The organism is Gluconacetobacter johannae (assembly GCF_014174305.1).
Lineage (GTDB): Bacteria > Pseudomonadota > Alphaproteobacteria > Acetobacterales > Acetobacteraceae > Gluconacetobacter > Gluconacetobacter johannae.
Genome location: NZ_JABEQH010000001.1, coordinates 237,118 through 260,923, shown reverse-complemented (window position 1 = coordinate 260,923; position 23,806 = coordinate 237,118). Strand labels below are relative to the sequence as shown.

Annotated in this window: 17 protein-coding genes; 12 read left to right on the top strand and 5 right to left on the bottom strand. The window is 70.8% G+C overall.

What is annotated here, in order from left to right:
• Positions 1-25 precede the first annotated feature (25 nt).
• Both HLH21_RS01185 and hemC read right to left on the bottom strand, forming a co-directional pair.
• Positions 26-766 carry a uroporphyrinogen-III synthase gene (locus tag HLH21_RS01185; RefSeq protein ID WP_182940386.1) on the bottom strand — a complete coding sequence of 247 codons (741 nt, stop codon included), beginning with the start codon at positions 764-766 and terminating at the stop codon, positions 26-28.
• Positions 756-1,835 carry a hydroxymethylbilane synthase gene (gene hemC / locus HLH21_RS01180; RefSeq protein ID WP_182940385.1) on the bottom strand — a complete coding sequence of 360 codons (1,080 nt, stop codon included), beginning with the start codon at positions 1,833-1,835 and terminating at the stop codon, positions 756-758. Before hemC ends, HLH21_RS01185 begins: the two co-directional genes overlap by 11 nt.
• Before the next feature lie 74 nt (positions 1,836-1,909).
• Here hemC and tsaD point away from each other — a divergent pair, with 74 nt between their 5' ends.
• The 3 genes from tsaD to HLH21_RS01165 are packed head-to-tail and all read left to right on the top strand — an operon-like array spanning position 1,910 to position 4,823.
• Positions 1,910-3,016 carry a tRNA (adenosine(37)-N6)-threonylcarbamoyltransferase complex transferase subunit TsaD gene (gene tsaD / locus HLH21_RS01175; RefSeq protein ID WP_373319615.1) on the top strand — a complete coding sequence of 369 codons (1,107 nt, stop codon included), beginning with the start codon at positions 1,910-1,912 and terminating at the stop codon, positions 3,014-3,016.
• A 9-nt stretch (positions 3,017-3,025) separates the two neighbouring features.
• A complete protein-coding gene (locus HLH21_RS01170) occupies positions 3,026-3,856 on the top strand; it encodes a 23S rRNA (adenine(2030)-N(6))-methyltransferase RlmJ (protein ID WP_182940384.1) in 831 nt (276 codons plus the stop codon).
• Between the two features lie 4 nt (positions 3,857-3,860).
• Positions 3,861-4,823: an NAD(P)H-dependent glycerol-3-phosphate dehydrogenase gene (locus HLH21_RS01165; RefSeq protein ID WP_182940383.1), complete on the top strand. Its 963-nt coding sequence runs from the start codon at positions 3,861-3,863 to the stop codon at positions 4,821-4,823.
• Between the two features lie 9 nt (positions 4,824-4,832).
• On the opposite strand, the gene HLH21_RS01160 is transcribed toward HLH21_RS01165, so the two are convergent.
• The gene (locus tag HLH21_RS01160; protein ID WP_182940382.1) at positions 4,833-6,074 is read right to left on the bottom strand and encodes a NupC/NupG family nucleoside CNT transporter; all 1,242 of its coding nucleotides are present in this window, start codon (positions 6,072-6,074) and stop codon (positions 4,833-4,835) included.
• 142 nt (positions 6,075-6,216) lie between these two features.
• On the opposite strand from HLH21_RS01160, the gene HLH21_RS01155 reads away from it, so the two are divergent.
• Together HLH21_RS01155 and murJ are read left to right on the top strand one after the other, a co-directional pair.
• Positions 6,217-6,702: a glutathione peroxidase gene (locus HLH21_RS01155; protein ID WP_182940381.1), complete on the top strand. Its 486-nt coding sequence runs from the start codon at positions 6,217-6,219 to the stop codon at positions 6,700-6,702.
• Positions 6,703-6,832: 130 nt separating this feature from the next.
• Entirely contained in the window at positions 6,833-8,398 is a 1,566-nt protein-coding gene (gene murJ / locus HLH21_RS01150) for a murein biosynthesis integral membrane protein MurJ (RefSeq protein ID WP_182940380.1), read from the top strand.
• 4 nt (positions 8,399-8,402) lie between these two features.
• Here murJ and HLH21_RS01145 read toward each other — a convergent pair whose 3' ends face one another.
• On the bottom strand, positions 8,403-9,230 hold the full coding sequence (locus HLH21_RS01145; RefSeq protein ID WP_182940379.1) for a class I SAM-dependent methyltransferase: 828 nt from the start codon (positions 9,228-9,230) through the stop codon (positions 8,403-8,405).
• Positions 9,231-9,386: 156 nt separating this feature from the next.
• Between HLH21_RS01145 and mutS the strand changes: the two genes are divergently transcribed.
• Positions 9,387-12,041 carry a DNA mismatch repair protein MutS gene (gene mutS, locus HLH21_RS01140; protein ID WP_182940378.1) on the top strand — a complete coding sequence of 885 codons (2,655 nt, stop codon included), beginning with the start codon at positions 9,387-9,389 and terminating at the stop codon, positions 12,039-12,041.
• A 57-nt stretch (positions 12,042-12,098) separates the two neighbouring features.
• Positions 12,099-14,993, top strand: coding sequence for a [protein-PII] uridylyltransferase (locus tag HLH21_RS01135; protein WP_182940377.1), 2,895 nt, complete (start codon positions 12,099-12,101; stop codon positions 14,991-14,993).
• Here HLH21_RS01135 and HLH21_RS01130 read toward each other — a convergent pair.
• Positions 14,986-16,899: a tetratricopeptide repeat protein gene (locus HLH21_RS01130; protein WP_182940376.1), complete on the bottom strand. Its 1,914-nt coding sequence runs from the start codon at positions 16,897-16,899 to the stop codon at positions 14,986-14,988. The genes HLH21_RS01135 and HLH21_RS01130 overlap by 8 nt on opposite strands.
• Before the next feature lie 78 nt (positions 16,900-16,977).
• Between HLH21_RS01130 and HLH21_RS01125 the strand changes: the two genes are divergently transcribed.
• The 5 genes from HLH21_RS01125 (at position 16,978) to HLH21_RS01105 (ending at position 23,805) form a co-directional block, all read left to right on the top strand.
• Positions 16,978-18,477: a carboxypeptidase M32 gene (locus HLH21_RS01125; RefSeq protein ID WP_182940474.1), complete on the top strand. Its 1,500-nt coding sequence runs from the start codon at positions 16,978-16,980 to the stop codon at positions 18,475-18,477.
• A 55-nt stretch (positions 18,478-18,532) separates the two neighbouring features.
• The gene (locus HLH21_RS01120; RefSeq protein ID WP_246378990.1) at positions 18,533-19,696 is read left to right on the top strand and encodes a major royal jelly family protein; all 1,164 of its coding nucleotides are present in this window, start codon (positions 18,533-18,535) and stop codon (positions 19,694-19,696) included.
• 44 nt (positions 19,697-19,740) lie between these two features.
• Entirely contained in the window at positions 19,741-21,141 is a 1,401-nt protein-coding gene (gene thrC, locus HLH21_RS01115) for a threonine synthase (protein ID WP_182940374.1), read from the top strand.
• A 61-nt stretch (positions 21,142-21,202) separates the two neighbouring features.
• The gene (locus HLH21_RS01110; protein WP_182940373.1) at positions 21,203-22,468 is read left to right on the top strand and encodes a M16 family metallopeptidase; all 1,266 of its coding nucleotides are present in this window, start codon (positions 21,203-21,205) and stop codon (positions 22,466-22,468) included.
• Positions 22,465-23,805: a TldD/PmbA family protein gene (locus HLH21_RS01105; RefSeq protein ID WP_182940372.1), complete on the top strand. Its 1,341-nt coding sequence runs from the start codon at positions 22,465-22,467 to the stop codon at positions 23,803-23,805. Before HLH21_RS01110 ends, HLH21_RS01105 begins: the two co-directional genes overlap by 4 nt.
• The last annotated feature ends 1 nt before the right edge of the window (position 23,806 follow it).

The window sequence follows — 23,806 nt, the reverse complement described above, 5'->3', positions numbered from 1 at the left end:
TCCGTGGCCGGCGCGCCGGCGCGGATCAGCCCCGGACGATCTGCCGATGCTGCCCCAGCCGGGACAGCATCGACCCGCTGTCCGGATGGTCGGCGACGTCGATTCCCCGCCATGTCGCCTCGGCCAGGGCCGAAGCCGTGGCGGCGGATATCGCAACCGCCCTGACCCCGCACAGCCTGGCTGTCGCGTCCTGTGGCAGGGCCGCCAGGAACTGGCGCGCCGTCTCGGCGGAATAGAACAAGGCAGCCTCCACCGCCCCCTGCGCCAGGGCGTCGAGGACATCGCCCCCCAGCCTTCCAGCGGGCTCCACCGTATAGACACATCGGCGATTGACTCGGAATCCCGCCTGCCGCAGGCCCGATACCAGCGCACCGCCATATCCCTGCGCCGTCGCCAGCAGCAGCGCGCCGCGCCGTGGGTCCAGCCGCGCGCGGGCCAGGTCCAGCAGCGCCCCAGCGGTTCCGCCCGCCGCCATGACATCGCCAAATCCGGCCTCGCGCGCACGCCGCGCCGTCGCCTCCCCCACCGCCAGGACCGGCATGTCCGGCGGCATCCGTCCCGCCAGGGCGGCGATCGCCTGGCCGCTGGTCAGCAGCACGGCCTGCGGCCGGCCGACCGGCAGGGCAAGCGGGTGGGCCCCGATCCGCAGCATCGGCGCGGCGTAGGGTCGCCATCCCAGGGCGCGCACGGCGGCCAGGGTCTCGCCGAGGCCGGGTTCGGGGCGGGTGACCAGAACGCCGGGCCGAAGCGGATTATCAGTCGGCAAAAATATCCGACGGGCTGTCCGCCCGCAGGCTGCGTCCCAGCTCGCGCCCCAGCCGCTCGGCATCGGCCGGGGCGCCGGTCGCGACACGCCGCAACAGGAACGACCCGTCCTCCCGCGCCACCAGGCCCGTCAGGCGCAGGGTCGGATCCTGGCTGGATTCATCCCAGACCAGGCGGGCATAGCCCCCGATGGGCGTGCGGCAGGACCCGTCCAGTTCGGCCAGCAGCGCCCGCTCGGCCGTGGCCACGGCGCGGGCCTCGTAATCCTCGATCGCCGCCAGCAGTTCGCGCAGCTCCACGTCGCTCTCGCGGACCGTGACGCCGACAATGCCCTGGCCCGCCGCCGGCACCATGACCTCGGGGTCCAGGACGATGTCGGCACGGTCCTCCATGCCCAGGCGACGCAGCCCGGCCAGGGCCAGCAGCGTCGCGTCGCACTGCCGGGCCGCCAGCTTGTCCAGCCGCGTCTGCACATTGCCACGCAGCAGGCCGAACCGCAGGTCGGGGCGGACATGCAGCATCTGCGCCTGCCGCCGGACCGAGGCGCAGCCGACCAGCGCGCCGGGCGGCAGCGCCGCGAACGGGTCCGACGCCGTCCCTTTTTCGAGGCCCGGCCCCAGGATCAGCACGTCGCGCGCGTCTTCGCGGCGCAAGGTGCAGGCCAGCACCAGCCCAGGCGGCAGGGTGGTTTCCAGGTCCTTCAGGCTGTGCACGGCGAAGTCGATGCGGCCGTCGGACAGCGCATCGTGAATTTCCTTGGCGAACAGGCCCTTGCCGCCGATCTCGGCCAGGCGGCGGTTCTGGACCTGGTCGCCGGTGGTGTTGATCTGGTGTTCCTGGAACGCCCCCATGTCGCGCAGCACCGGGCAGAACCGCGTCAGCACCGTCAAAAACGCGCGCGTCTGCACCAGCGCCAGGGGCGACGCCCGCGTGCCCACCCGCAGCGGCAACTGCCGGCGATGATGGGTTTCAGGGCGCTGTACGCCCTGCTTCTGACGCGCGGCGGCTTCGGCCGCAACCTTCTGCAGGGCGGATGACGGATCAGGGGCGGGAGATCGGGCAAAATCCATGGTCTGTCTCTATTACCGCGACGAGACGAAGGAAAGATGACATAACGCCCGACGGAACTGTATTTTATGCAATGATGATGTCGCCCTCGTCCGCCCACCCCGTACCGACGCCGGTACTGGCCATCGAATCGTCCTGCGACGATACCGCCTGCGCCATCGTCGCCTCCGACGGCGCCATCCTGGCCGAGGCCGTGCTGTCGCAATCGGGGCATATTCCCTTCGGCGGCGTGGTGCCCGAAATCGCCGCCCGCGCGCATCTGGCCGCCCTGCCGGCGCTGGTGCGCCACACGCTGGACCGCGCCGGCCTGCCACCATCCGGGCTGGGCGCCATCGCGGCCAGCACCGGGCCGGGGCTGATCGGCGGGCTGATCGTCGGCGCGGGGGTCGCCAAGGGCCTGGCCGTCGCGCTGGACCGGCCGTTCGTGGCCGTCAACCATATCGAGGCCCATGCCCTGACCGCCCGCCTGCCGGGCCTGGTGCCGGGGGGCGCGCCGTTTCCCTACCTGCTGCTGCTGGTGTCGGGTGGGCATTGCCAGTGCATCGCCGTCGAGGGCGTGGGCCGCTACCGCAAGCTGGGCGGCACGATCGACGACGCGGCGGGCGAGGCCTTCGACAAGGTTGCCAAGATGCTTGGCCTGGGCTGGCCCGGCGGCCCGGCGGTCGAGGCCCTGGCCGCCGAGGGCGATCCGGCGCCCTACCCGCTGCCCCGCCCGCTGTTCGGCCGGCCGGGGTGCGATTTTTCGTTCTCGGGCCTGAAGACGGCGGTGGCGCAGAAGCTGGCGCCGTTCGCGGCCGGCGCGCTGCCCCGGTCCGCCGCCGCCGGCATCGCGGCCAGTTTCCAGGACGCCGTGGCCGCTATCGTCGCCGACCGCGTCGCCCACGCGCTGGACATGATGCCACAGGCGACGCTGCTGGTCGCGGCGGGCGGCGTCGCGGCCAATACCCGCCTGCGCGCCTGCCTGACCGACCTTGCGGCGTCGCGCGGCCTACCCTTCGCGGCCCCGCCGCTGCGCCTGTGCACCGACAATGCCGTCATGGTCGCCTGGGCCGCGATCGAGACGTTGCGCGAACGGCATGCCCGGGGCCTGCCCCCCGCCGACGATCTGGACCTGCTGCCCCGCCCCCGGTGGCCGCTGGAACAGATGGCCGAACGGTTTCCCATGACTGCCCCGCCGGGCTAGACCCTCGGCATGAACTATCGCCACGCCTATCACGCCGGCAATTTCGCCGACTGCATGAAGCATGTGCTGCTGGTCCTGCTGGTGCAGGCCCTGCGCCGCAAGCCCGCGCCGTTTTCGGTCCTGGACACCCATGCCGGGATCGGGCGCTACGATCTGACAGGCGATCCGGCCGGGCGCACCGGCGAATGGCGGGCCGGGATCGGGCGCCTGCTGGAGAGCACCTCAACGGACGGCCCGCTTGCAGCCTACCTGGACCTGGTCCGTCAGGCCGGGGCGCCGGCGTCCTATCCCGGATCGCCACAGATCGCCGCCATGATGCTGCGTCCGCAGGACCGTCTGGTCTGCTGCGAACTCCACCCCGAGGACAGCCGGACGCTGCGCGCCCTGTTCGCGGACAACCGCCAGGTGTCGGTCCATGCGCGCGACGGCTATGCCGCGCTGGGCGCCCTGCTGCCCCCGCGTGACGCGCGGCGCGGACTGGTGCTGATCGACCCGCCGTTCGAGCAGCCTGACGAATTCCAGCGCCTGGCGGCGGGTATCGTCACCGCGCGCCGCCGATTCGCCTCGGGCATCGTCGCGGCCTGGTATCCGATCAAGCACCGCGCCCCGGTCCGGGCGTTTCACGATTCGCTGCGCGATTCGGGGCTGCGGGACCTCATCGCGGTGGAACTGACCCTGCGCCCGCCGCTGGACCCGTCGCGCCTGAACGGCTGCGGGGTGCTGGTGGCAGGTCCACCGTTCGGCTTCGCCGAACAGGCCCTTCCGGCGATGCGTGCCCTGACCCACCTGTCGCCTGACGGAACGGGCGAAGCCACCCTCACCCGCATCGCCGAGGAATAGGATCATGACCGTTTCGCGCATCGCCGTCATCGGCGCCGGGGCCTGGGGCATCGCACTGGCGACGCAGGCCGCCCGTGCCGGGGCGCAGGTTCACCTGTGGGCCCGGCGACCCGAGACCCTGACCCCCGAACGCACCCTGCCCCGCCTGCCGGGGGCCGTGCTGCCGGCCTCGGTCACCGTGACGTCGGCCATGCCCGCGCAGGCGGACGCCGTGCTGCTGGCGGTGCCGATGCAGCACCTGCGCGCGGTGCTGGCCCACGTCCCTCCGGCCGGGCCGATGGTCGCCTGTTGCAAGGGGGTGGAACGCGACAGCCTGGCCCTGCCGCTGGATATCATCGCCGACGCCCATCCCGATCTGCCGCGCGCCGTCCTGTCCGGCCCCAATTTCGCGCATGAGGTCGCTCAGGGCCTGCCGACCGCCGCCGTGCTGGCCTGCGACGACGGCGGGCTGGCGCGCCGCCTGGCCGACCACCTGACCACCCCGACCTTCCGCCTCTATGCCAGCGACGACACGATCGGCGTGCAGATCGGCGGGGCGGCCAAGAACGTGATCGCCATCGCCGCCGGCGCCACCATCGGCGCCGGCCTGGGCGAAAACGCGCGGGCCTCGCTGATGACCCGGGGCCTGGCGGAACTGGGCCGCCTGGCCGAGGGGCTGGGCGGGCGCATGGCCACACTGTCGGGGCTGGCGGGCGTCGGCGACCTGATCCTGACCTGCACCGGCCCGTCCTCGCGCAATTTCAGCCTTGGCCTGGCGCTGGGGCGCGGCGAAACGCTGGACGCGATCCTCGGCCAGCGCACCACGGTGGCCGAGGGGGTCGCGACCGCGCCGGCCATCCTGGCCCTGGCCCGCGCCCATGGCATCGCCGTGCCGGTGATCGAAACGATGTCCCTGCTGCTGGCGGGCGACATCGACCTGCCGGCGGCGCGGGACAGGCTGCTCAACCGGCCCGTCGGAACGGAATAGGCGCGCGCCCTACAGGACGAACATGCCGGCGATGGTCGCGCTCATGAAATTCGACAGGGAGCCCGCCAACACCGCGCGCAGGCCCATGGAGGCGATCTCCGCCCGTCGTTCCGGCGCGACACTGCCGAATCCCGCGATCAGGATCCCCACCGACGACAGGTTGGAAAACCCGCACAACGCGAACGAGGCGATGGCCAGTGACCGCGCGTCCAGCGTCGCCTGGTGGAAATGCGGGGCGAGCGACAGGTAGGCGACGAATTCGTTGAAGACCAGCTTCTGTCCCATGATCGCGCCGACGACGCCGCATTCGTGCCACGGCACCCCGATCAGCCACGCCAGCGGCGCGAACAGGACCCCGAACAGGCGTTCCAGCGACAGTCCGGCGATGCCCAGCCAGTCGCCCAGCCCATGGATCATGCCGTTGGCCAGCGCGATCAGCCCGATGAAGGCGATCAGCATGCTGCCGACCGCCACCGCCACGGTGACGCCGCTGGCCGAGCCCACGGCGATGGCCTCGAACACATTCACCGGATGCTCGTGCCCGAAGGCAAGGTCGAGGCGCGTGACCCGCGTGTCCTCGCGGGTGGGCATGATGATCTTGGCGAACAGCAGGCCGCCGGGGATGGCCATGACGGACGCCGCCAGCAGATAGTCCATGGGCACGCCCAGCCCCGCATAGCCCGCCAGCACCGATCCCGCGACCGAGGCCGTGCCGCTGGACATCACCGCGAACAGCTCGGCGCGGGTCAGCAGCGGGACGTAAGGGCGAAGGGCCACCGGCATCTCGCTCTGGCCCAGGAAGATGGTCGTGACGGCGGAAAACGACTCGATCGTCGAGGTCCCCAGCACACGCCGCACCACACCGCCCAGGAAGGCCGCCAGATGCTGCATGATCCGATAATAATACAGGATGGCGATAAGCGCCGAGATATAGACGATCTGCGGCAGGATCCGCAGCGCGAAGATGAATCCGTTGCCGGGGAACAGCGTGTTCATCCGGTCGTCGACCAGTCCGCCGAACAGGAAGGCGGTACCCTGCGTCCCATATCCCAGCACGGTGTTCACCACGGTGGAGACGGCGTGCAGCGCCTGCCGCCCCACCGGGACGAACAGCACCAGCCCGCCCAGCGCCACCTGCATCGCGACCGCCGCCGCGACCACCCGGATACGTATCCCCCGCCGGTCCGTCGACACGGCGAACGCCAGGCCGATCAGGACCGCAATACCCAGAACTCCCCGAAGGACGGCCATTCTACCCCTGCCAATACAATTCCGTAACGACACTGTGCGTTGCGGATTACGCTGTCCAGACCGTCCGTGAACAGGTGGGCACGCGGGGGAAACTGCTCTAGGCTTTCCTTGAGAAAAGATGGCGAGAGACAGAATCGGTTCCATGACGACCGCATACGACTTCACCCTACCGGCCCTTGACGGCGGCACGATCGACCTTGGCACCCTGCGCGGCAAGCCGGTCCTGATCGTGAATACCGCGTCGAAATGCGGCTTCACCCCGCAATTCGAGGGCCTGCAGGCGCTGTGGTCGTTCTATCGCGGCAATGACCTGACCATCGTCGGCGTGCCGTCCAACGATTTCGGCAACCAGGAACCCGGCACGGCCGAGCAGATCGCCACCTTCTGCAGCCGCAATTACAACGTCACCTTCCCCATGGCGGCGCGCAGCCACGTCAAGGGCGACGGCAGCCTGCCGCTGTTCCAGTGGATCGCGCAGGAAGGCGGATTCCTGTCGCGGCCGCGCTGGAATTTCTACAAATACCTGATCGGGCGCGACGGGCACCTGGCCGACTGGTTCGTCAGCACGACCTCGCCCGAATCGCGCCGCGTGCGGCTGGCGATCGAACGCACGATCCTGGATCACTGAATCCCGGATCGCCGCGCGAAACGCCCGCGCCCCGCGCGTGGCGATTGCGTCCGGCCCGCGCCCATAGGACAGTGCATCGCCCGCCCGGCCACCCATGGCCGGCGACGTCGTGCCGCCCGGAGGTCCCCCTTTGCTCAGAGGTTTTCTTACCGTCGGCGGCTGGACGATGCTCAGCCGCGTGCTGGGCCTGGTGCGCGACCAGCTTCTGGCCGCCTTCCTGGGGGCCGGGCCGGTGCAGGACGCCTACCAGATCGCCTTTCGCCTGCCGAACATGTTCCGCCGCCTGTTCGGCGAGGGGGCGCTGAACGCGGCGTTCGTCCCGCTGTTCTCGGCCACGCTGACCGCCGAGGGCGAGGAACCCGCCCGCCGCTTCGCCAGCGAGACGCTCAGCGTCCTGCTGGCCTGGCTGACCCTGATCGCCGTGGTGGGCGAAATCTTCATGCCGCTGGTCCTGCGCGTCATCGCGCCGGGATTTTCGCATGAGGGCGCGCGCTACGCCATGGCGGTGACGCTCAGCCGCATCACCTTTCCCTATCTGGTGCTGATCTGCGGGGCGGCGCTGGTCTCGGGCGTGCTCAACGGGTTGCACCGTTTCGGGGTCGCGGCGGCGGCTTACGTAACGTTCAACGTCATCGGCATCGCCGCGATCTTCCTGCTGACGCCGCTGACCGGCGACGTGGCCCAGGCCTCGGCCTGGGGCATCACGGCCTCGGGCGTCGTGCAGTTCGGGCTGCTGCTGGCGGCCACCCGCCGGGCGGGTTTCCGCCTGACGCTGGTGCCCCCGCATCTCAGCGCGCGCATCCGTATCCTGATCGGACGCATGGCCATCGGCTGCCTGGGCAGCGGCATCACCCAGATCAACCTGATGGTCGATACGATGATCGGCACCCTGCTGCCCCCCGGCAGCGTGTCGCTGATGTATTTCGCCGACCGCGTGAACCAGCTTCCGCTGGGTGTGCTGGGGGCCGCCGCCGGGACCACGCTGCTGCCGGTGCTGGCCCGCCACGTCACGGCGGATGACGCCGACAGCGCCCACGCCACGCAGAACCGCGCGATCGAATACGCCCTGATCCTGACCCTGCCGTCGGCGCTGGCGCTGGTGGTGCTGGCCGAACCGATCATGGCCACCCTGTTCGGCCATGGCGCGTTCACCGCGCGGGATGCCGCGCTGTCGGCGCAGTCGCTGCGCGCCTATGCCGTGGGGCTGCCGGCGTTCGTGCTGGTCAAGGTGCTGTCCCCCGGCTTCTTCGCGCGCGGCGACACCGCAACGCCGGTGCGGATCGGCATGGCGACGCTGCTGCTGAATTTCGGCCTGAACCTGGCCCTGATGCGGCCGCTTGCCCATATGGGCCCACCCCTGGCCAGCAGCATCGCCGCGACCGTCAACGTGCTGCTGCTGGTGGTGCTGCTGGCGCGCCGGGGCGCCCTTCGGGTGGGCGGCCCCACCCTGTCCCGCGTCGCGCGGATGGGCGTCGCGGCGGTGGGCATGGTGGCGGTGCTGGCGGCGCTGGACATGACGCCGCTGGGCCGCCTTTCCATCCAGCCGGGTCCCCAGCGCATCGCCTGCCTGGGGCTTCTGGTCGTAGCCGGCATGGCGGCGTACGGGGCGGGGCTTCAGGCCCTGGGGGTCATCGACCACCGCGCCGTCGTCGCCGCCGTGCGGGCGCGGCTGGCCCGCCGGCGGCGGCCCGCCTGACCGATCAGGCGGGCTTGCGGAATCGCAGGGTCATCCGGTCGCTTTCGCCGATCGCATCGTATTTCGCATGGTCGAAGGCCGGATCGGGCTGTCCGCCGGCGGAACTGGCGCGGGTCGGCGGCAGGGTCCAGACGCCGAACGGATGTTTCTTGTCGTCGCGCGGGTTGGCGTTGATCTCGGACGACGCCTCCAGCCGCAGTCCGGCATGGGCCGCCGCCTGCACCACCGTCGCCATGGCGACATAGCCGCTGGCGGCCCCGCCTTCCTGCGGGACGGGGTCGGCGCGATGCTCCTCCACCGCCAGGAGTCCGCCCGGCTTCAGGGCCATGGCCACCACGCCCATCGCGTGCGCCAGATACCCGCCGCCGATCCAGTTATGGATTTCCCGCGCCGTCAGGATCAGATCGACGCTGCCGGGGGCGGCCAGTGGCCCCGAATCCGGGCCAAAGGCCACGTCGCGGATATGGCCGTACCGCGCCACGTCGCCGAACTGCCCGTCGAATCGCGCCCGCCCGGCCCCCATGTCGCCCAGGCCGGCGATGTACATCCCCCCGGTCCGCGCGGCATAGGGGGCAAGGATGCGCGTCCAGTATCCGGCCCCCGGTTGCAGGTCGATGACCGTCATGCCCGGCCGCAGCCCCCAGAAGCGCAGCGACGCGTAGGGATGCCGCCAGCGGTCGCGCACCCGGTCGGCGGCCGGCCGGTCGGGCGAGGCGATGATCCCCCGCAGCATCAGCGCATCGCCACCCGACGCGGCCCGCGCCACCAGCGACGGCGCCGCCGCCAGCGCCGTCCAACCCAGCACCGATCGCCGGCCACATGATCCCGTCATCGCTCAACCGTCCTTTTTTCGTTTCCCGGCCCGTCCCCAAGCCGCCTGTCCGACAGGATGCACGGGATCGCCGGCCGCGCCAGCCGCGAAATCCGGATCGGATACGGTTCGATTCGTGGCTGGCACATCAGGCGCGCGCCCTGTACACAGAACCTCATGACGCTCCCTTCGCCGGACGGCGCCACCCCGGCAATGGCGCAATGGTTTTCCCTCAAGGCCGAACATCCCGAAGCCCTGCTGTTCTTCCGCATGGGCGATTTCTACGAGCTGTTCTTCTCGGACGCCGAGGCCGCGTCGGCGGCGCTCGACATCGCGCTGACGACGCGCGGCACGCACGGCGACATGCCGATCCCGATGTGCGGCGTGCCCGTGGGCGCCGCGTCAGCCTATTTGGCGCGGCTGATCCGGCGCGGCTTCCGCGTGGCGGTGGCCGAACAGACCGAACCCCCGCGCAAGCCGGGTAAGGGTGTGCCCAAGGGGCCGCTGGCCCGCGCGGTGGTGCGCCTGGTCACCCCCGGCACCCTGACCGAGGACGAACTGCTGGAAGCCGGACGGCAGAACCTGCTGGTAGCCGTCGCCCCGCAATCCGGACGCGCCACGGCCGCCCGCGGCTGGGGCGTGGCCTGGATCGACATTTCCACCGGCACGTTCGAAACCGCGCATGTCGCGCCCGATGGGTTGATGACCCTGCTGGGCCGGCTGGACCCCGCCGAAATCCTGACCAACGGCGAGGTCGATCTGGGCGATTTCGCCGCGCGCCGCGCCCCCGACACGCTGGCGCCGCAGGCCGCCACCGCCCGCCGCCGCATGGCCGAGACGTTCAACGCCGCCAGCCTGGACGCCTTCGGCACCTTCTCCGACGAGGAAGCGGTCGCCGGCGCCATGGCGCTGGAGTACATCCGCCGCAGCCAGGCCGGGCAGATGCCCCGTCTGGCCCGGCCCCGCCCCCATGACGACGGCGGCACCCTGGGCCTGGACCCGGCGACGCGCGCCAGTCTGGATTTGCTGCGTACCCGCGAGGGCGGCAGCGACCACACGCTGTTCGCCAGCGTCGGCCGCACCGTCACCGCCCCCGGCAACCGCCTGCTGGCCGAATGGATCGCCGCCCCGCTGACCCGGCCCGACGCGATCGCCGCCCGGCAGGACGGCTGGTCGTGGATGCTGGAGGAAGGGGGCGTGCGCGCGGCCCTGCGCCAAGCCTTGCGCGGCACGCCCGACATCGCCCGCGCGCTGGGGCGGCTGTCGCTGGGGCGCGGCCTGCCGCGCGACGCGGCGGCGATCCGCGACGGCGTGGCCACCGGGCGGCGGATCGCCCGTCTGCTGTCCGACGGACGAACACCGCCCCCGCCGCTGCTGGCCGGGCTGCTCCGCCACCTGGGCGAGGCCACGGCGCTGGAGGCCCGGCTGGACCAGGCGCTGGCCGCCGACCTGCCTGCCCGGCTGGAAGACGGCGGGGTCATCGCCGCCGGCTTCGACCCGGAGCTGGACGCCGAGCGCGCCCTGCGCGACGACAGCCGCCGGGTCATCGCCGGCCTGCAGAACGACTATGCCCAGAAATTCGGCCTGGCCAGCCTCAAGATCCGCCATCACGCGCAACTGGGCTATGTCGTCGAGGTTCCGGCGGCGACGGCGGGCCGCCTGCGCGAGCGGACGGACCTGATCCTGCGCCAGGGCACCGCAAGCGCCGCGCGCTTTTCCACCGAGGAACTGGTCAGCCTGGACCGCCGGATCGCCGAGGCCGCCGAACGCGCCGCCGCGCGCGAACGGCTGGTGTTCGCCACCCTGGTCCGCGACATCCTGGACGAAGCCGCCCTGCCCCCGATCGCCGAGGCCCTGGCCCTGCTCGATGTCCTGCAATCCTGCGCCGACCTGGCGGCCGGGGGAATGTGGTGCCGGCCCGAGGTCGGGGACGACGCCTCCTTCGTGCTGGAGTCCTGCCGCCATCCGGTGGTCGAGGCCGCCCTGCCCCGCAGCGAACGCTTCACACCCAACGACTGCTCGCTGGACCCGGCGCGACGGGTGATGCTGCTGACCGGCCCGAACATGGCCGGCAAATCGACCTTCCTGCGCCAGAACGCGCTTGCGGTCATCCTGGCGCAGGCCGGTCTGCCGGTGCCGGCCAAATCGGCGCGGATCGGCATCGTCGACCGCCTGTTTTCACGCGTGGGGGCATCCGACGACCTGGCGCGCGGCCGTTCGACCTTCATGGTGGAAATGACCGAGACCGCCGCCATCCTGAACCAGGCCGGCCCGCGATCGCTGGTGGTGGTGGACGAGATCGGGCGCGGCACCGCCACCCTGGACGGGCTGGCCATCGCATGGTCCGTGCTGGAAGCCATGCATTCCACATTGCGCTGCCGTTCCATTTTCGCAACACATTTCCACGAACTGGCGGAACTGGCCGAAAGCCTGCCCCGCCTGTCGCCCCATACGATGAGCGTGCGGGAATGGAAGGGGCAGGTCGTCTTCCAGCACGAGGTCGTGCCGGGGTCGGCGCGGCGAAGCTGGGGCGTGCATGTCGCGCGGCTGGCCGGCGTGCCCGAACCCGTGGTGCGCCGTGCCGCGCGGCTGCTGGCGGTGCTGGAAAGGGAGCGCGCGGCCGGCGCGCGGCCTCTGCCGTTGTTCGCGCCCACGGACGGCGACGACGGCCGGAATACCACCGCCGGATCGGGGCAGGACCTGCCCCGGCCGGTCCGCGACATGCTGGACAGCCTGGACCCCGACGCGCTGACCCCCCGCACCGCGCTGGATGCCGTCTACGCGCTCAAGAAACTGATGCTTGAAGAATCCGGGCATCTGGACCACGGATAATAGAGTGTCGGACATCCGTCCGACCGCAAGCCTGTGCAGGACACCGATCAGCCCGCGATGTCGACCCCGTCTTCCCCGTCCCTGTCCGTCAGGGACCTGACCCAAAGCCTCGCGACCGCCCTCCGTCCCGCGGATGGACAGGCCCCCCTGTCGCGCGAGGAGGCGATCGGCCTGTTCCGCCGTCACCTTGCCCGCTTCCAGGGCGCGGTGCGTGAGGAGTTCGAGGCCGACCGCCTGCGTGGCGCCAACGCCGCCAAGCAACTGGCGCTGCATACCGACGGCATGATCCGCACGCTGGTGGATTTCGCGCTGGACCACGCCCTGGCCGATTCGGTCGGCCCGGCCGGCCGCACGCTGGCGGTCGCCGCGACCGGCGGATACGGGCGCGGCATGCTGGCCCCGTTCAGCGATATCGACCTGCTGTTCCTCACACCCGAGGACCCTTCGGCCGACGTCAGCCGCGTGGTGGAATATATCCTGTATTTCCTGTGGGACCTGGGGCTGAAGGTCGGCCACGCCACGCGGTCGATCCCGCAATGCATCGCCGAGGCCGAGGCCGACACCACCGTCCGCACCACCCTGCTGGATGCCCGCCTGCTGGCGGGCGACACGTCGCTGTTCGCGATGTTCGAGGCCCGCTACATCGTCGCCTGCGTCGAGGCCGGGGCCGCGCGCTTCATCGCCGACAAGCGCCAGGAGCGCACGGCCCGCCACCATCGCTTCGGCGACAGCCCGTACCTGGTCGAACCCAACGTCAAGGAAGGGCGCGGCGGCCTGCGCGATTTGCAGACGCTGTACTGGATGTGCCGCTATACGTTCGGCACCCGCCATGTTTCCGACCTGCTGGCCCCCGGCTTCAGCAAGCTGGGCCTGCTGACCGAGCAGGAGGCCAAGCGCGCCCGGCGCTCGTGGAATTTCCTGTGGAGCGTGCGGCTGCATCTTCACTACATCTCCGGCCGGGCCGAGGAACGCCTGACCTTCGACGTCCAGCCGGTGGTCGGCGCCCGCATGGGCTACACCCGTCATGGGCGGCAGGTCGGCGTCGAACGGTTCATGCGCCATTATTTCCTGACGGTGCGCGAGGTCATGCGCCTGACGCATGTGCTGGAACCGGCCGTGCTGCGCCAGGCGCTCGGCCCGTCGGCCAACGCGCCGCAGGCCGACAGCGCGATGCGCGACGCGGGATTCACCGTGCAGGACGGCCAGATCCTGCCCGAACGCGGGACGTCCTTCGACGCCGAGCCGATCCAGATGATGCGGCTGCTGGAATGGGCGCGCACGCGCAAGCTGCCGATCCACCCGATGGCGATGCACCAGCTGATCCGCTGGGAACGCCGGGCGGCCAGCCTGCGCGGGGACGCCGAGGCCTCGCGCATCTTCCTCGAACTGCTGTGCGGCGCCCCACCCGAACGCGCGCCCCGCATCGGGCACGCGCCCGAGGGCGAGCATTCGCCGGCCGACGAGGCCCCCAGCTTCCACGCCACGGCGCAGGACCGCCGCCAGGGCAATGCCTACTGGCTGCATATCCTCAACGAGACGGGGATCATGGGCCGGCTGCTGCCCGACTGGTCGCGGATCGTGGGCCAGATGCAGTTCGACACCTATCACGTCTTCACCGTCGATGAGCATACCATCGAGGCCATCAGGATCCTGGGCCGGATCGAACACGGGGCGATGGCCGACGAAATCCCGCAGGCCTACGACCTAGCCCGCAACCTGCAATCGCGCCGCGCCCTGTACATGGCCGTGCTGCTGCATGACGTCGCCAAGGGGCGCGGCGGCGACCATTCGGAACTGGGGTCGGAGATCGCGCTGGAGGTCTGCCCCGAACTGGGCCTGAGCGGCGAGGAGACCGAGACCGTATCGTGGCTGGTGCTGCATCACCTGCTGCTGAGCCATACCGCCTTCCAGCGCGATATCGACGACCCCAAGACCATCCTGGACCTTGCCGACACCATCCAGTCGCCCGAGCGGCTGCGCCTGCTGCTGCTGCTGACCATCGTGGACATGCGCGCGGTCAGCCCGCGCGTGTGGAACGCCTGGAAGGCCACCCTGCTGCACGAGCTGTACATGCGCGTGGCCGAGGTCCTGGAAGGCGGGCTGGCCACGACCGAACGCGACGTGCGCGTGGCGCGGGCCAAGGACGCGGCCGCCGACATGCTGGACGAAGGCGGGTTCACCCGCGAACAGGCCGAGCATTTCCTCGGCCTGGGCTACGGCAGCTACTGGCTGTCCTTCGACCAGGACACCCACGCCCGCCATGCCCGCCTGATCCGCGAGTCCGAATCCCGGAACGCGCCGCTGACGGTCGAAACCCAGCCCCTGCCGGCGCGCGGCGTGACCGAGGTGACGATCTACACCGCCGACCATCCGGGCCTGTTCTCCCACATCGCCGGCGCGCTGGCCATCGCCGGGGCGTCCATCGTCGATGCGCGGATCCACACGCTTATCAACGGCATGGCGCTGGACACGTTCTGGATTCAGGATGCGGGCGGCGAGGCGTTCGAGGAGCCGCACCAGCTTGTCCGGCTATCCACCCTGGTCGAGCAGGCATTGTCGGGCCGGGTCGATATCGGCAAGGAAATCGTCTGCACCGGGCGGTCGCGCTACGGGCGGCGCATGCGCGCCATCCATGTGCCGCCGCGCGTCGTGATCGACAACCGGGCGTCGAACACCTACACGGTCATCGAGATCAACGGCCGCGACCGGCCCGGCCTGCTGCATGACGTGACCAATGCCATCAGCGACCAGAAGCTGCAGATCGCCTCGGCCCACATCACGACCTACGGCGTGCGCGCCGTCGACGTGTTCTACGTCAAGGATCTGTTCGGCCTGAAGATCACCGACGAGGGCCGCCTGCACGAAATCCGCGAGGCCCTGCTGGCCGGCCTGCGCCAGGCCGAGGAGGCCGCCCTCGGCGACGTGCCCCAGGTGCTGGAAACCATCATCTGAAGCCGTCGCGCCAGCGGGCCAGCGCATCGCGCATCCGCGCGACCGGTTCGACCCACGCGTGCTCCGGCGGGTCGGGCCGCGTCTGCCGGAACTGATGCAGGGACGGGTACCAGCGACTGCCCCGGTTTCCCCACGGCGACGGCGTGGGCAGGTCGAAACAGGCCGACCAGCGCCAGTCGCCGCCAAAGCGGTTCAACAGCCAGACCGGCCACCCCATCGCCCCGGCCAGATGGGCGATCGCGGTATCGACCGTGATGACCAGGTCCAGCCCCGCGATGGTCCGCGCGGTGGTCAGCAGGTCGCCCCGCGCCGGCCGTTCCAGGGCAAACGGCGGCCCCTCCCCGGCCCCCTCATGCTGCAACGACACGAAGGACACGCCTGCCACCTCGCCCAGCGGGGCCAGCATGCCCGGCGGGACCGAGCGCCGGCGGTCGAACCGGTAGGACGGGTTGCCCGCCCAGCACAGGCCGACCCGCAACGCACCGCGCGCCTGCCCCGTGCGCGCCGCCGTCGGCAGCAGATAGGGCGAGAAGGCCGGCGCATCGCCTATCCCCAGCCGGTCCGGCAGGCTCATCAGCCCGCATCGCGCCACGATGTCGGGCGGCGGCGCCGCACCGGGCGGCAACAGGCGGCAGCGCGGCCAGAACGTGCCGTCCGGGTCCGGCATGGTCCGCACCAGACGATGCAGGGACGCCGGGATATCGAGCTCCAGGCGCGCCCGCCGCGCGGCCTGCGGCAGATAGCGCAGGAACTGGATCGTGTCGCCCAGCCCCTGTTCGGCGCGCAGCAGGACCGCGCCCGATTCGACGGCCGCCCCGTCCCAGTCGCGGGTGTCCCCGCCACGATCGTCCGCAACGGGAATCAACCGCGACCGGGCCTCCAGGCACCGCCATCCCTCGGCCATGGCCCCTCGGGCCAGCAGCAGCGTGCCAAGATTGAATTGGGCCCGTGCGGCATCCAGGTCGGCCCCCGCGTCCGCGCGGGCCAGCACGGCGCGGCATAGATCCTCGGCCTCCCCGGTCCGCGACAGGTCGGCCAGGACGGTCGCCGCGTTGACGGCAATCCGCGAATCCTCCGGGCGCAGGGCGCGCGCCGCCGCCAGGGCCGCATGGGCCTCGGGCAGATGGCCCAGCGCCATCAGCACCAGGCCCAGATTGTTCTGTGTCTCCGCCACCTCGGGCGCCAGGCGCGCGGCATGGTCCAGCGCCGCACGGGCGGCCTCATGCCGGTTCAGCCCGAACAGGGCCGCGCCGTGATTGGCCCAGGCCGCCGGGTCGGTCGGCCGAAGGCGCAGGATGTCGCGATAGACCGGCTCGGCCTCCTCCGCCTTCCCCGCGCCGGCCAGCAGGGTGGCCAGGGCGTCCAGGCTCTCGACCCGGTCGGGCGCCAGGGCGGCGGCCTGGCGGGCCAGGGCGATGCCGCCCATCCTGTCCCCGCTCCGGGTCCGCAACTGCGCCAGCTCCAGCATCAGGGTGGGGTCGCGCGGGCGCAGGGCGATGGCGCGGCGCAGGCTGGCCTCGGCTTCGGCCCGCGCCCCCTGGGCCTCCAGCACGCCGGCCAGCGCGGCATGGGCGCGCGGATCGCGGGGCTCGCGCAGGGTCGCCACGCTCAGGGCCGCGCGCGCTTCCTCCAGATGGCCCTGTTCGTGCAGCGCGCGGCCCAGAGTGATGTGAAAATGCGCCGCCGGCAGCACGGCGACCGCCTTGCCGGCCAGCCCGATGGCCAGGTCGGGCCGGCCGGCGGCGCGGGCCACGCAGGCCATTCCGTGCAGGGCCTCGGGGTCGCCGGGCGTGCGCGCCAGGGCATCCCGGAAATGCCCCAGCGCCCCGTCCCGGTCGCCCGCTTCCAGGCGGGCCAGCCCCAGGGCCACCGGATCGCCCCCATGATGACGCTCATCTGCCGGCATGACGCCTTCCCCCGGTTGCACGCCCGCCGCGCCATCGCACAGACTGTCCGTCGTGACGACCACGCCGGAGACCAGAACATGCCCCAGCAGGCTTATGCGGACCTCGAAACCCATTTTGCGCGCATCGGACGAATCCGCAACGCACTGGGCATCCTCTGCTGGGACAAGGACGTCATGATGCCGTCGGGGGCCGCCGAGGGCCGGGCCGAAAGCATCGCAACCCTCAGCGTCCTGTGCCACGAACTGACGACCGCACCGGTCATGGGCGACCTGCTGGCCCGTGCCGAAGCCCCGGCCGGATCGTGGCAGGAGGCCAACCTGCGGGAAATGCGCCGGGCCTTCATCCACGCCACCGCCGTGCCGTCCGACCTGGTCGAGGCCACGTCCCGCGCCACCTCGCGCTGCGAGATGGCGTGGCGGACCGCGCGGCGGGACAGCGATTTCGCAAGCCTGCTGCCCCTGCTGGCCGAGGTGCTGGCGCGCACCCGCGACATCGCGGCGGCGAAGGGCGCCGCGCTCGGCCTGTCGCCCTATGACGCGCTGCTGGACCAGTTCGATCCGGGCACGCGCCGCACCGACATCGACCCGGTCTTCGCCGAACTGCGGCGCGACCTGCCGGGCCTGATCGAGGCGGCGCTGGCGCATCAGGCCCGCCAGCCCGCCCCTCTGCCGCTGGCGGGGTCGTTCCCCGTGGCCCGGCAGGAGGGCCTGGGCCGGACGATGATGACGGCGCTGGGATTCGACATGTCGCGCGGGCGGCTGGATGTCAGCATCCATCCCTTCTGCGGCGGGGCCGAGGACGACGTCCGCATCACCACCCGGTATGAGCAGGACGATTTTCTCAACGCCGTCATGGGGGTGGTGCACGAAACCGGCCATGCGCTGTACGAGCAGGGCCTGCCGCCGGAATGGCGGGCGCAGCCGGTCGGCCAGGCCCGGGGCATGAGCCTGCACGAAAGCCAGTCGCTGCTGATGGAAATGCAGGTCGCCCGCTCGCGCCCCTTCATGGACTGGGCAGCGCCGCTGCTGCGCCGGACATTCGATATCGCGGACGACGATCCGGCCTGGAGCGCCGAAAATTTCTATCGCACCGTCACCCGCGTCCGCCCCGGCTTCATCCGCGTCGACGCGGACGAGGTCACATACCCCGCCCATGTCCTGGTCCGGTACGATCTGGAAACGGCGCTGATCGACGGACGCCTGGCGCTGCGCGACCTGCCGGACGCCTTCAACGCCGGCATCGAGGCGCTGCTGGGCCTGACGGTGCCCAGCGACCGGCTGGGCTGCCTGCAGGATATCCACTGGCCATCGGGGTCGTGGGGGTATTTTCCCACCTACACCATGGGCGCGATCCTGGCCGCGCAACTGCGCGCGGCGGCGTTCCGCGATGATCCCACGATCCCGGAGGCGATCGGCCGGGGAGATTTCGCGCCGCTTCTGGCCTGGCTGCGCCCGCGCGTCCACGCGCAGGGCAGCCGCCTGTCCACCCCCGACATCATCCGCGCCGCGACGGGCGCCCCGCCTTCGACCGACGCCTACCGCGCGCATCTGCGCGACCGCTATTGCGGCCAGGGTTAGGGGATGGCGGCCATTCGCCGGGCGGATGTTGCCTTCGGCGACGGAACATGGCGACATGACGCCGATGTCTCACGTTCGCTCGATCCCGACCCGCCTCGCGCCCGGCGCGCTGGCCGCCTCGCTCCTCCTGTTCGCCGGGTCGGCGCTGGCCGCCAAGCCGGCGCCGCCGCTGGACCCTTCGGCGCCCCTGACCGAAGTCGCGCGCTCGACCTCCCGCGTCTGGAACGGTGTCGTGGTGCTGCCGGACGGGCGGATGATCCTGCAATACCCCGCCTGGGCGGGCACGCCCGGCCCCGCGCTGACGCTGCGCGACGCGGACGGCACCGAACACCCCTATCCCGACGCGGGCTGGAACGATGACGCCACGGCGGACGCCGCCCATCGCCTCACGGCGGTCGAGGGGATGCACCTGACCGACGACGGCACCCTGTGGGTTCTGGACAGCGGCATCGCCACCGACGGCCGGCCGGCCGCGCCGGGGGGGACGAAGCTGGTGCGGATCGACACGCGGACCGGCGCCGTCGTCAGGACCTATCCGATCGACCCCGCCGTGCTGCATCCGGGCAGCCACCTGTCGGGCGTGCGGGTCGGCCGCGACCATGCCTTCATCGGCGATTCCGGCGTGCCGGGCCTGATCGTCATGGATCTGGGCCACGATGGCGCCGGTCCGGTCACCCAGCGGCGGCTGCTGGACCGGCAACCGTCGCTGACCGCGCAGCACCCCATCACGGTCGGCGGCCAGGTGCTGCATGACCGGGCCGGGCACACCGCCGTCATCAACGTCAACCAGATCGAAATCAGCCCGGACGGCCAATGGCTGTACTATCAGACGGCCAGCGGCCCGCTGTACCGGATCGGAACCGAACTGCTGACCGATACCAGCATCACCGACGTCGAGCTCGATGACGGAACGACCCTCTGGTACAACACACCGCCGCTGGGCGGCATGGCGGTGGCGCGCGACGGCACGCTCTATTTCGACGACGTGTCGACCGGCAGCATCTTCCGCTTCACCGCCGGGCGGGTGTACCAGCGCATCATCGTCGATCCGCGCCTGCGCTGGCCCGCCAACCCGTATGTGACGGCCGACGGCAAGCTGTACGTCCCTGTCGCCCAACTGGACCGCACGCCCCCCTTCAACCAGGGGCGGCTGGGCGTCGCGTGGCCCCTGTCGCTGTACCGGGTCGATGTCGGCGCCCTGCCCCCGCCCGTGCGCTAGTAGCCCCCTTCGCGCGGGGGCCGCTTGGGACTATAGTTGGCGCCATGCGCTACGTTTCTACCCGGGGACAGGCCCCCGTCCGTGATTTTTCCTCCGTCCTGCTGGCCGGGCTTGCCGAGGATGGCGGCCTGTACCTGCCGGAAACCTGGCCGGTCCTGACCGCCGAGGACTGGCGCGCCCTGCGCGGCCTGCCCTACCCCGAGCTGGCCGCGCGCATCATCGCGCCCTACGCCGAAGGCTCCATTTCGTTCGATGTCCTGCTGCGCTTGTGCCGCGAGGCCTATGCGTCGTTCGACCACGCCGCCATCGTCCCCCTGACGCAGCTCGAGGACGGATTGTTCGTCCAGGAACTGTTCCATGGTCCGACGCTGGCGTTCAAGGACATGGCGATGCAGCTTCTGGGCCGCCTGTTCGACCATGTGCTGGAGCAGCGTGACGAACATGTGACCATCGTCGGCGCGACGTCGGGCGATACCGGGTCGGCGGCGATCGAGGCCTGTCGCGGCCGCGCCCGGCTGAAGGTCGTGATCCTGCACCCCGAAGGCCGGACGTCGGACGTGCAGCGGCGGCAGATGACGACCGTGCTGGAACCCAACGTGACCAATCTGGCGGTCCAGGGCACCTTCGACGATTGCCAGGATTTGGTGAAGGCGATGTTCGCCGACGCACCCTTCCGCCAGGACATGCGCCTGTCGGCGGTCAATTCCATCAACTGGGCCAGGATCGCGGCCCAGATCCCCTATTACGTCTATGCGGCCCTGGCGCTGGGCGCGCCCGACCGCGAGGTGTCGTTCGCGGTGCCGACCGGCAATTTCGGCAATGTCCTGGCCGCCTGGGCGGCCCGGCGCATGGGCCTGCCGATCCGCGCGCTGTGCGTGGGGTCGAACCGCAACGACATCCTGACGCGTTTCCTGCACGACAATGACATGAGCGTCCACGGCGTGGTGCCCAGCCTGTCGCCGTCGATGGACATCCAGGTGTCGTCGAATTTCGAGCGCCTGCTGTTCGAACTGCTGAACCGTGACGCGGCCGCCTGCGCGCGGATCATGACCGGATTCCGCCAGACCGGGCGGATGGATGTGCCCGACGCCGTCTGGCGCCAGGCCGCCGGCCTGTTCCACGGCCTGGCCCTTGACGACGAGGCGACGAAGACCGAAATCCGGCATCTGAACGATGCCAGCCTCTATCTGGCCGACCCGCACAGCGCCATCGGCATCGCGGCCGGCCGGATGTTCCGCGAACCCGGCATCCCGATGGTGGCGATGGCGACCGCGCATCCGGCCAAGTTCCCCGACGCGATGGAACAGGCCACCGGCACTCGCCCGGCCCTGCCGAAGCGGCTGGGGGATCTGTTCGACCGTCCGGAGCGTTACGAGGTTGTCCCCGCGCGCCTCGAGGCCGTCGAGGACAAAGTCCGCGCGGCCGTGCTGAAGAACTTCGCCTGACCCCGACTCTCACTCTCCCGACGCCCGGCCGCCGCCGGCCGGACCGTCACGCAGGATCGTAATGACCGAGCAGATCAACGTCACCCGCCTTCCCTCCGGCCTCACGGTCGTTACCGAACGCATGGACCGCGTGGAAACGATATCCTTCGGGGCCTATGTCGCCGCGGGCACATGCAACGAGCACGCCGAGGAAAACGGGGTTTCGCACTTTCTCGAACACATGGCCTTCAAGGGGACGGACAGCCGCACCGCCGCCGGAATCGCCGAGGAAATCGAGAATGTCGGCGGCCATATCAACGCCTACACCGCGCGCGAGCACACCGCCTACTACGTCAAGCTGCTGAAGGAAGACCTGGCGCTGGGCGTCGACATCATCGGCGACATCCTGACGCACAGTAGCTTTGCCCCCGACGAGGTCGAGCGCGAGCGCGGCGTCATCCTGCAGGAAATCGGCCAGGCGAACGACACGCCCGACGACATCATCTTCGACCATTTCCAGGAGACGGCATTCCCCGGCCAGGCCATGGGCCGCCCCACCCTGGGCACCGAAGCGCTGATCCGCGACATGAGCCGCGACACGCTGATGCGCTACATGCGTACCCACTACACCACGGCGAACACGGTCATCGCGGCGGCGGGCAATCTGCATCATGCCGACGTGGTGGCGCTGGTCGAACGGCATTTCCGCGACTTGCCGGCGCCCGAGACCGCCGCCCGGTTCGAATCCCGCTACCTGGGCGGCGAGTTTCGCAAGGAAAAGGAACTGGACCAGGCCCACGTCGTGCTGGGCTTCCCCTCGGTCGGGTATGGCGACGCGGATTACTACCCCGTGCTGCTGCTCTCGACCCTGCTGGGCGGGGGCATGTCCTCGCGCCTGTTCCAGGAAATCCGCGAGAAGCGGGGGCTGGTCTATTCGGTCTATTCGTTCAACGCGCCGTTCCGCGACGGCGGGCTGTTCGGCATCTATGCCGGCACCGGCGAAGACCAGGTCGAGGAACTGATCCCCGTGACGCTGGAGGAACTGCGTAAGGTGCAGCTTCAGGTGGGGCAGGAGGAACTGGACCGGGCGCGCGCGCAGCTGAAATCGTCGCTGCTGATGTCCCTGGAAAGCACCGGCAGCCGGTGCGAGCAACTGGCCCGCCAGCTTCAGGTCTTCGGCCGCCTGATCCCCACGGCCGAGACCGTGGCGAAGATCAACGCCGTGACCATCGCCGACGTGCGGCGCGTCGCGACCCGCCTGTTCCGTGGAACGCCCACACTGGCCTCGCTCGGCCCGATCCGGAACATTCCCTCGGTCGCCACGATCGCGGAGATCCTTGCGGCATGACCCACGACCCGCTCGACCTCATCGGAACCCTGATCGGCAAGGCCCGGTCCGCCGGAGCGGACGCGGCGGATGCGGTCTACATGGCCCGCACGTCCCACGCCGTGCAGGTCCGCAACGGCAGGACCGAGGACCTGGAACGGTCCGAAACCACCGACCTGGGCCTGCGGGTCTTCGTCGGCCGGCAGTCGGCGATCGTCTCGGCGACCGGGCTGGACCCCGAGCGGTTCGACCAGCTGGTCGAACAGGGGCTGGCCATGGCCCGCGTGGTGCCGGAAGACCCGCATTCGGGCCTGTCCCCCCAGGCCGAATCCGGATTCCTCGATGCGGCGGGGCTGGATCTGCTGGACCCGGCACAACCCGGAACCGCCGAATTGCTGGATCGCGCCCGCGCGGCCGAGGACGCGGCGATGGCGGTCGGAGGCGTCACCAACAGCAATGGCGGATCGGCGTCGGCCGGCCTTTCGGAAATCGTGCTGATGACGTCGGCCGGGTTTTCCGGGCGCTACGCGCGCAGCAGCCATTCGGTGTCGGCCAGCGTGCTGGCCGGCCAGGGCACCGGCATGCAGCGCGATTACGATTTCCATGCCACCGTGCACCTGCAGGACCTGGACGACCCGGCCGTCATCGGGCGCAGCGCCGGCGAACGCGCGGTGGCGCGCCTGAACCCGACCCGGCCCCGGACGGGCAGCATGCCGGTCGTCTTCGACCCGCGCGTGTCGTCCAGCCTGCTGGGCCATCTGGCGGGCGCGGTGAACGGCAGCGCCATCGCGCGGGGCACGTCCTTCCTGAAGGACCGCATGGGCCAGCGGATCATGCCCGCCGGCATCCATATCCTGGACGACCCCACCCGGCCACGCGGCCTGACCGCCCATCCGTTCGACGGCGAGGGCGTACGCACGGGCGAACTGGTCATCGTCGAAGACGGCATCCTGCGGAACTGGGCGCTGGATTCCCGCAGCGCGCGGCAGATCGGGCTGCCCGGCAACGGTCGCGCCAGCCGCGGCGCCTCCGCCCCGCCCTCGCCGTCCCTGGGCAGCCTGTACGCCCGCGCCGGCGCCCCGACCCCCGAGGAACTGATGGCGGACATCGCCGAGGGGCTGTATATTATCGAGATGATGGGATCGGCCATCAACGGCCTGACAGGCGATTACAGTCGCGGGGCCGCGGGTTTCATGATCCGCAACGGCGTCCTTGCGGAGCCGGTCGCCGAACTGACCGTCGCGGGGAATCTGAACGACATGTTCGCCCGTCTGATCCTGGCCAGCGATCTGGAATTCCGTCGGGGCATCAATGCCCCCACCATCCGGATCGACGACATGATGATCGCCGGTTCCTGAT

Bases quoted from the DNA above. Each gene is read 5' to 3' on its own strand.
- HLH21_RS01145 (WP_182940379.1), bottom strand. From the start codon at position 9,230: ATGACGGGATCATGTGGCCGGCGATCGGTGCTGGGTTGGACGGCGCTG.
- HLH21_RS01165 (WP_182940383.1), top strand. From the start codon at position 3,861: ATGACCGTTTCGCGCATCGCCGTCATCGGCGCCGGGGCCTGGGGCATC.
- HLH21_RS01105 (WP_182940372.1), top strand. From the start codon at position 22,465: ATGACCCACGACCCGCTCGACCTCATCGGAACCCTGATCGGCAAGGCC.
- thrC (WP_182940374.1), top strand. From the start codon at position 19,741: ATGCGCTACGTTTCTACCCGGGGACAGGCCCCCGTCCGTGATTTTTCC.
- HLH21_RS01160 (WP_182940382.1), bottom strand. From the start codon at position 6,074: ATGGCCGTCCTTCGGGGAGTTCTGGGTATTGCGGTCCTGATCGGCCTG.
- HLH21_RS01155 (WP_182940381.1), top strand. From the start codon at position 6,217: ATGACGACCGCATACGACTTCACCCTACCGGCCCTTGACGGCGGCACG.
- HLH21_RS01110 (WP_182940373.1), top strand. From the start codon at position 21,203: ATGACCGAGCAGATCAACGTCACCCGCCTTCCCTCCGGCCTCACGGTC.
- HLH21_RS01135 (WP_182940377.1), top strand. From the start codon at position 12,099: ATGTCGACCCCGTCTTCCCCGTCCCTGTCCGTCAGGGACCTGACCCAA.
- HLH21_RS01120 (WP_246378990.1), top strand. From the start codon at position 18,533: ATGACGCCGATGTCTCACGTTCGCTCGATCCCGACCCGCCTCGCGCCC.
- tsaD (WP_373319615.1), top strand. From the start codon at position 1,910: ATGATGTCGCCCTCGTCCGCCCACCCCGTACCGACGCCGGTACTGGCC.
- HLH21_RS01130 (WP_182940376.1), bottom strand. From the start codon at position 16,899: ATGCCGGCAGATGAGCGTCATCATGGGGGCGATCCGGTGGCCCTGGGG.
- mutS (WP_182940378.1), top strand. From the start codon at position 9,387: ATGACGCTCCCTTCGCCGGACGGCGCCACCCCGGCAATGGCGCAATGG.
- hemC (WP_182940385.1), bottom strand. From the start codon at position 1,835: ATGGATTTTGCCCGATCTCCCGCCCCTGATCCGTCATCCGCCCTGCAG.
- HLH21_RS01125 (WP_182940474.1), top strand. From the start codon at position 16,978: ATGCCCCAGCAGGCTTATGCGGACCTCGAAACCCATTTTGCGCGCATC.
- HLH21_RS01170 (WP_182940384.1), top strand. From the start codon at position 3,026: ATGAACTATCGCCACGCCTATCACGCCGGCAATTTCGCCGACTGCATG.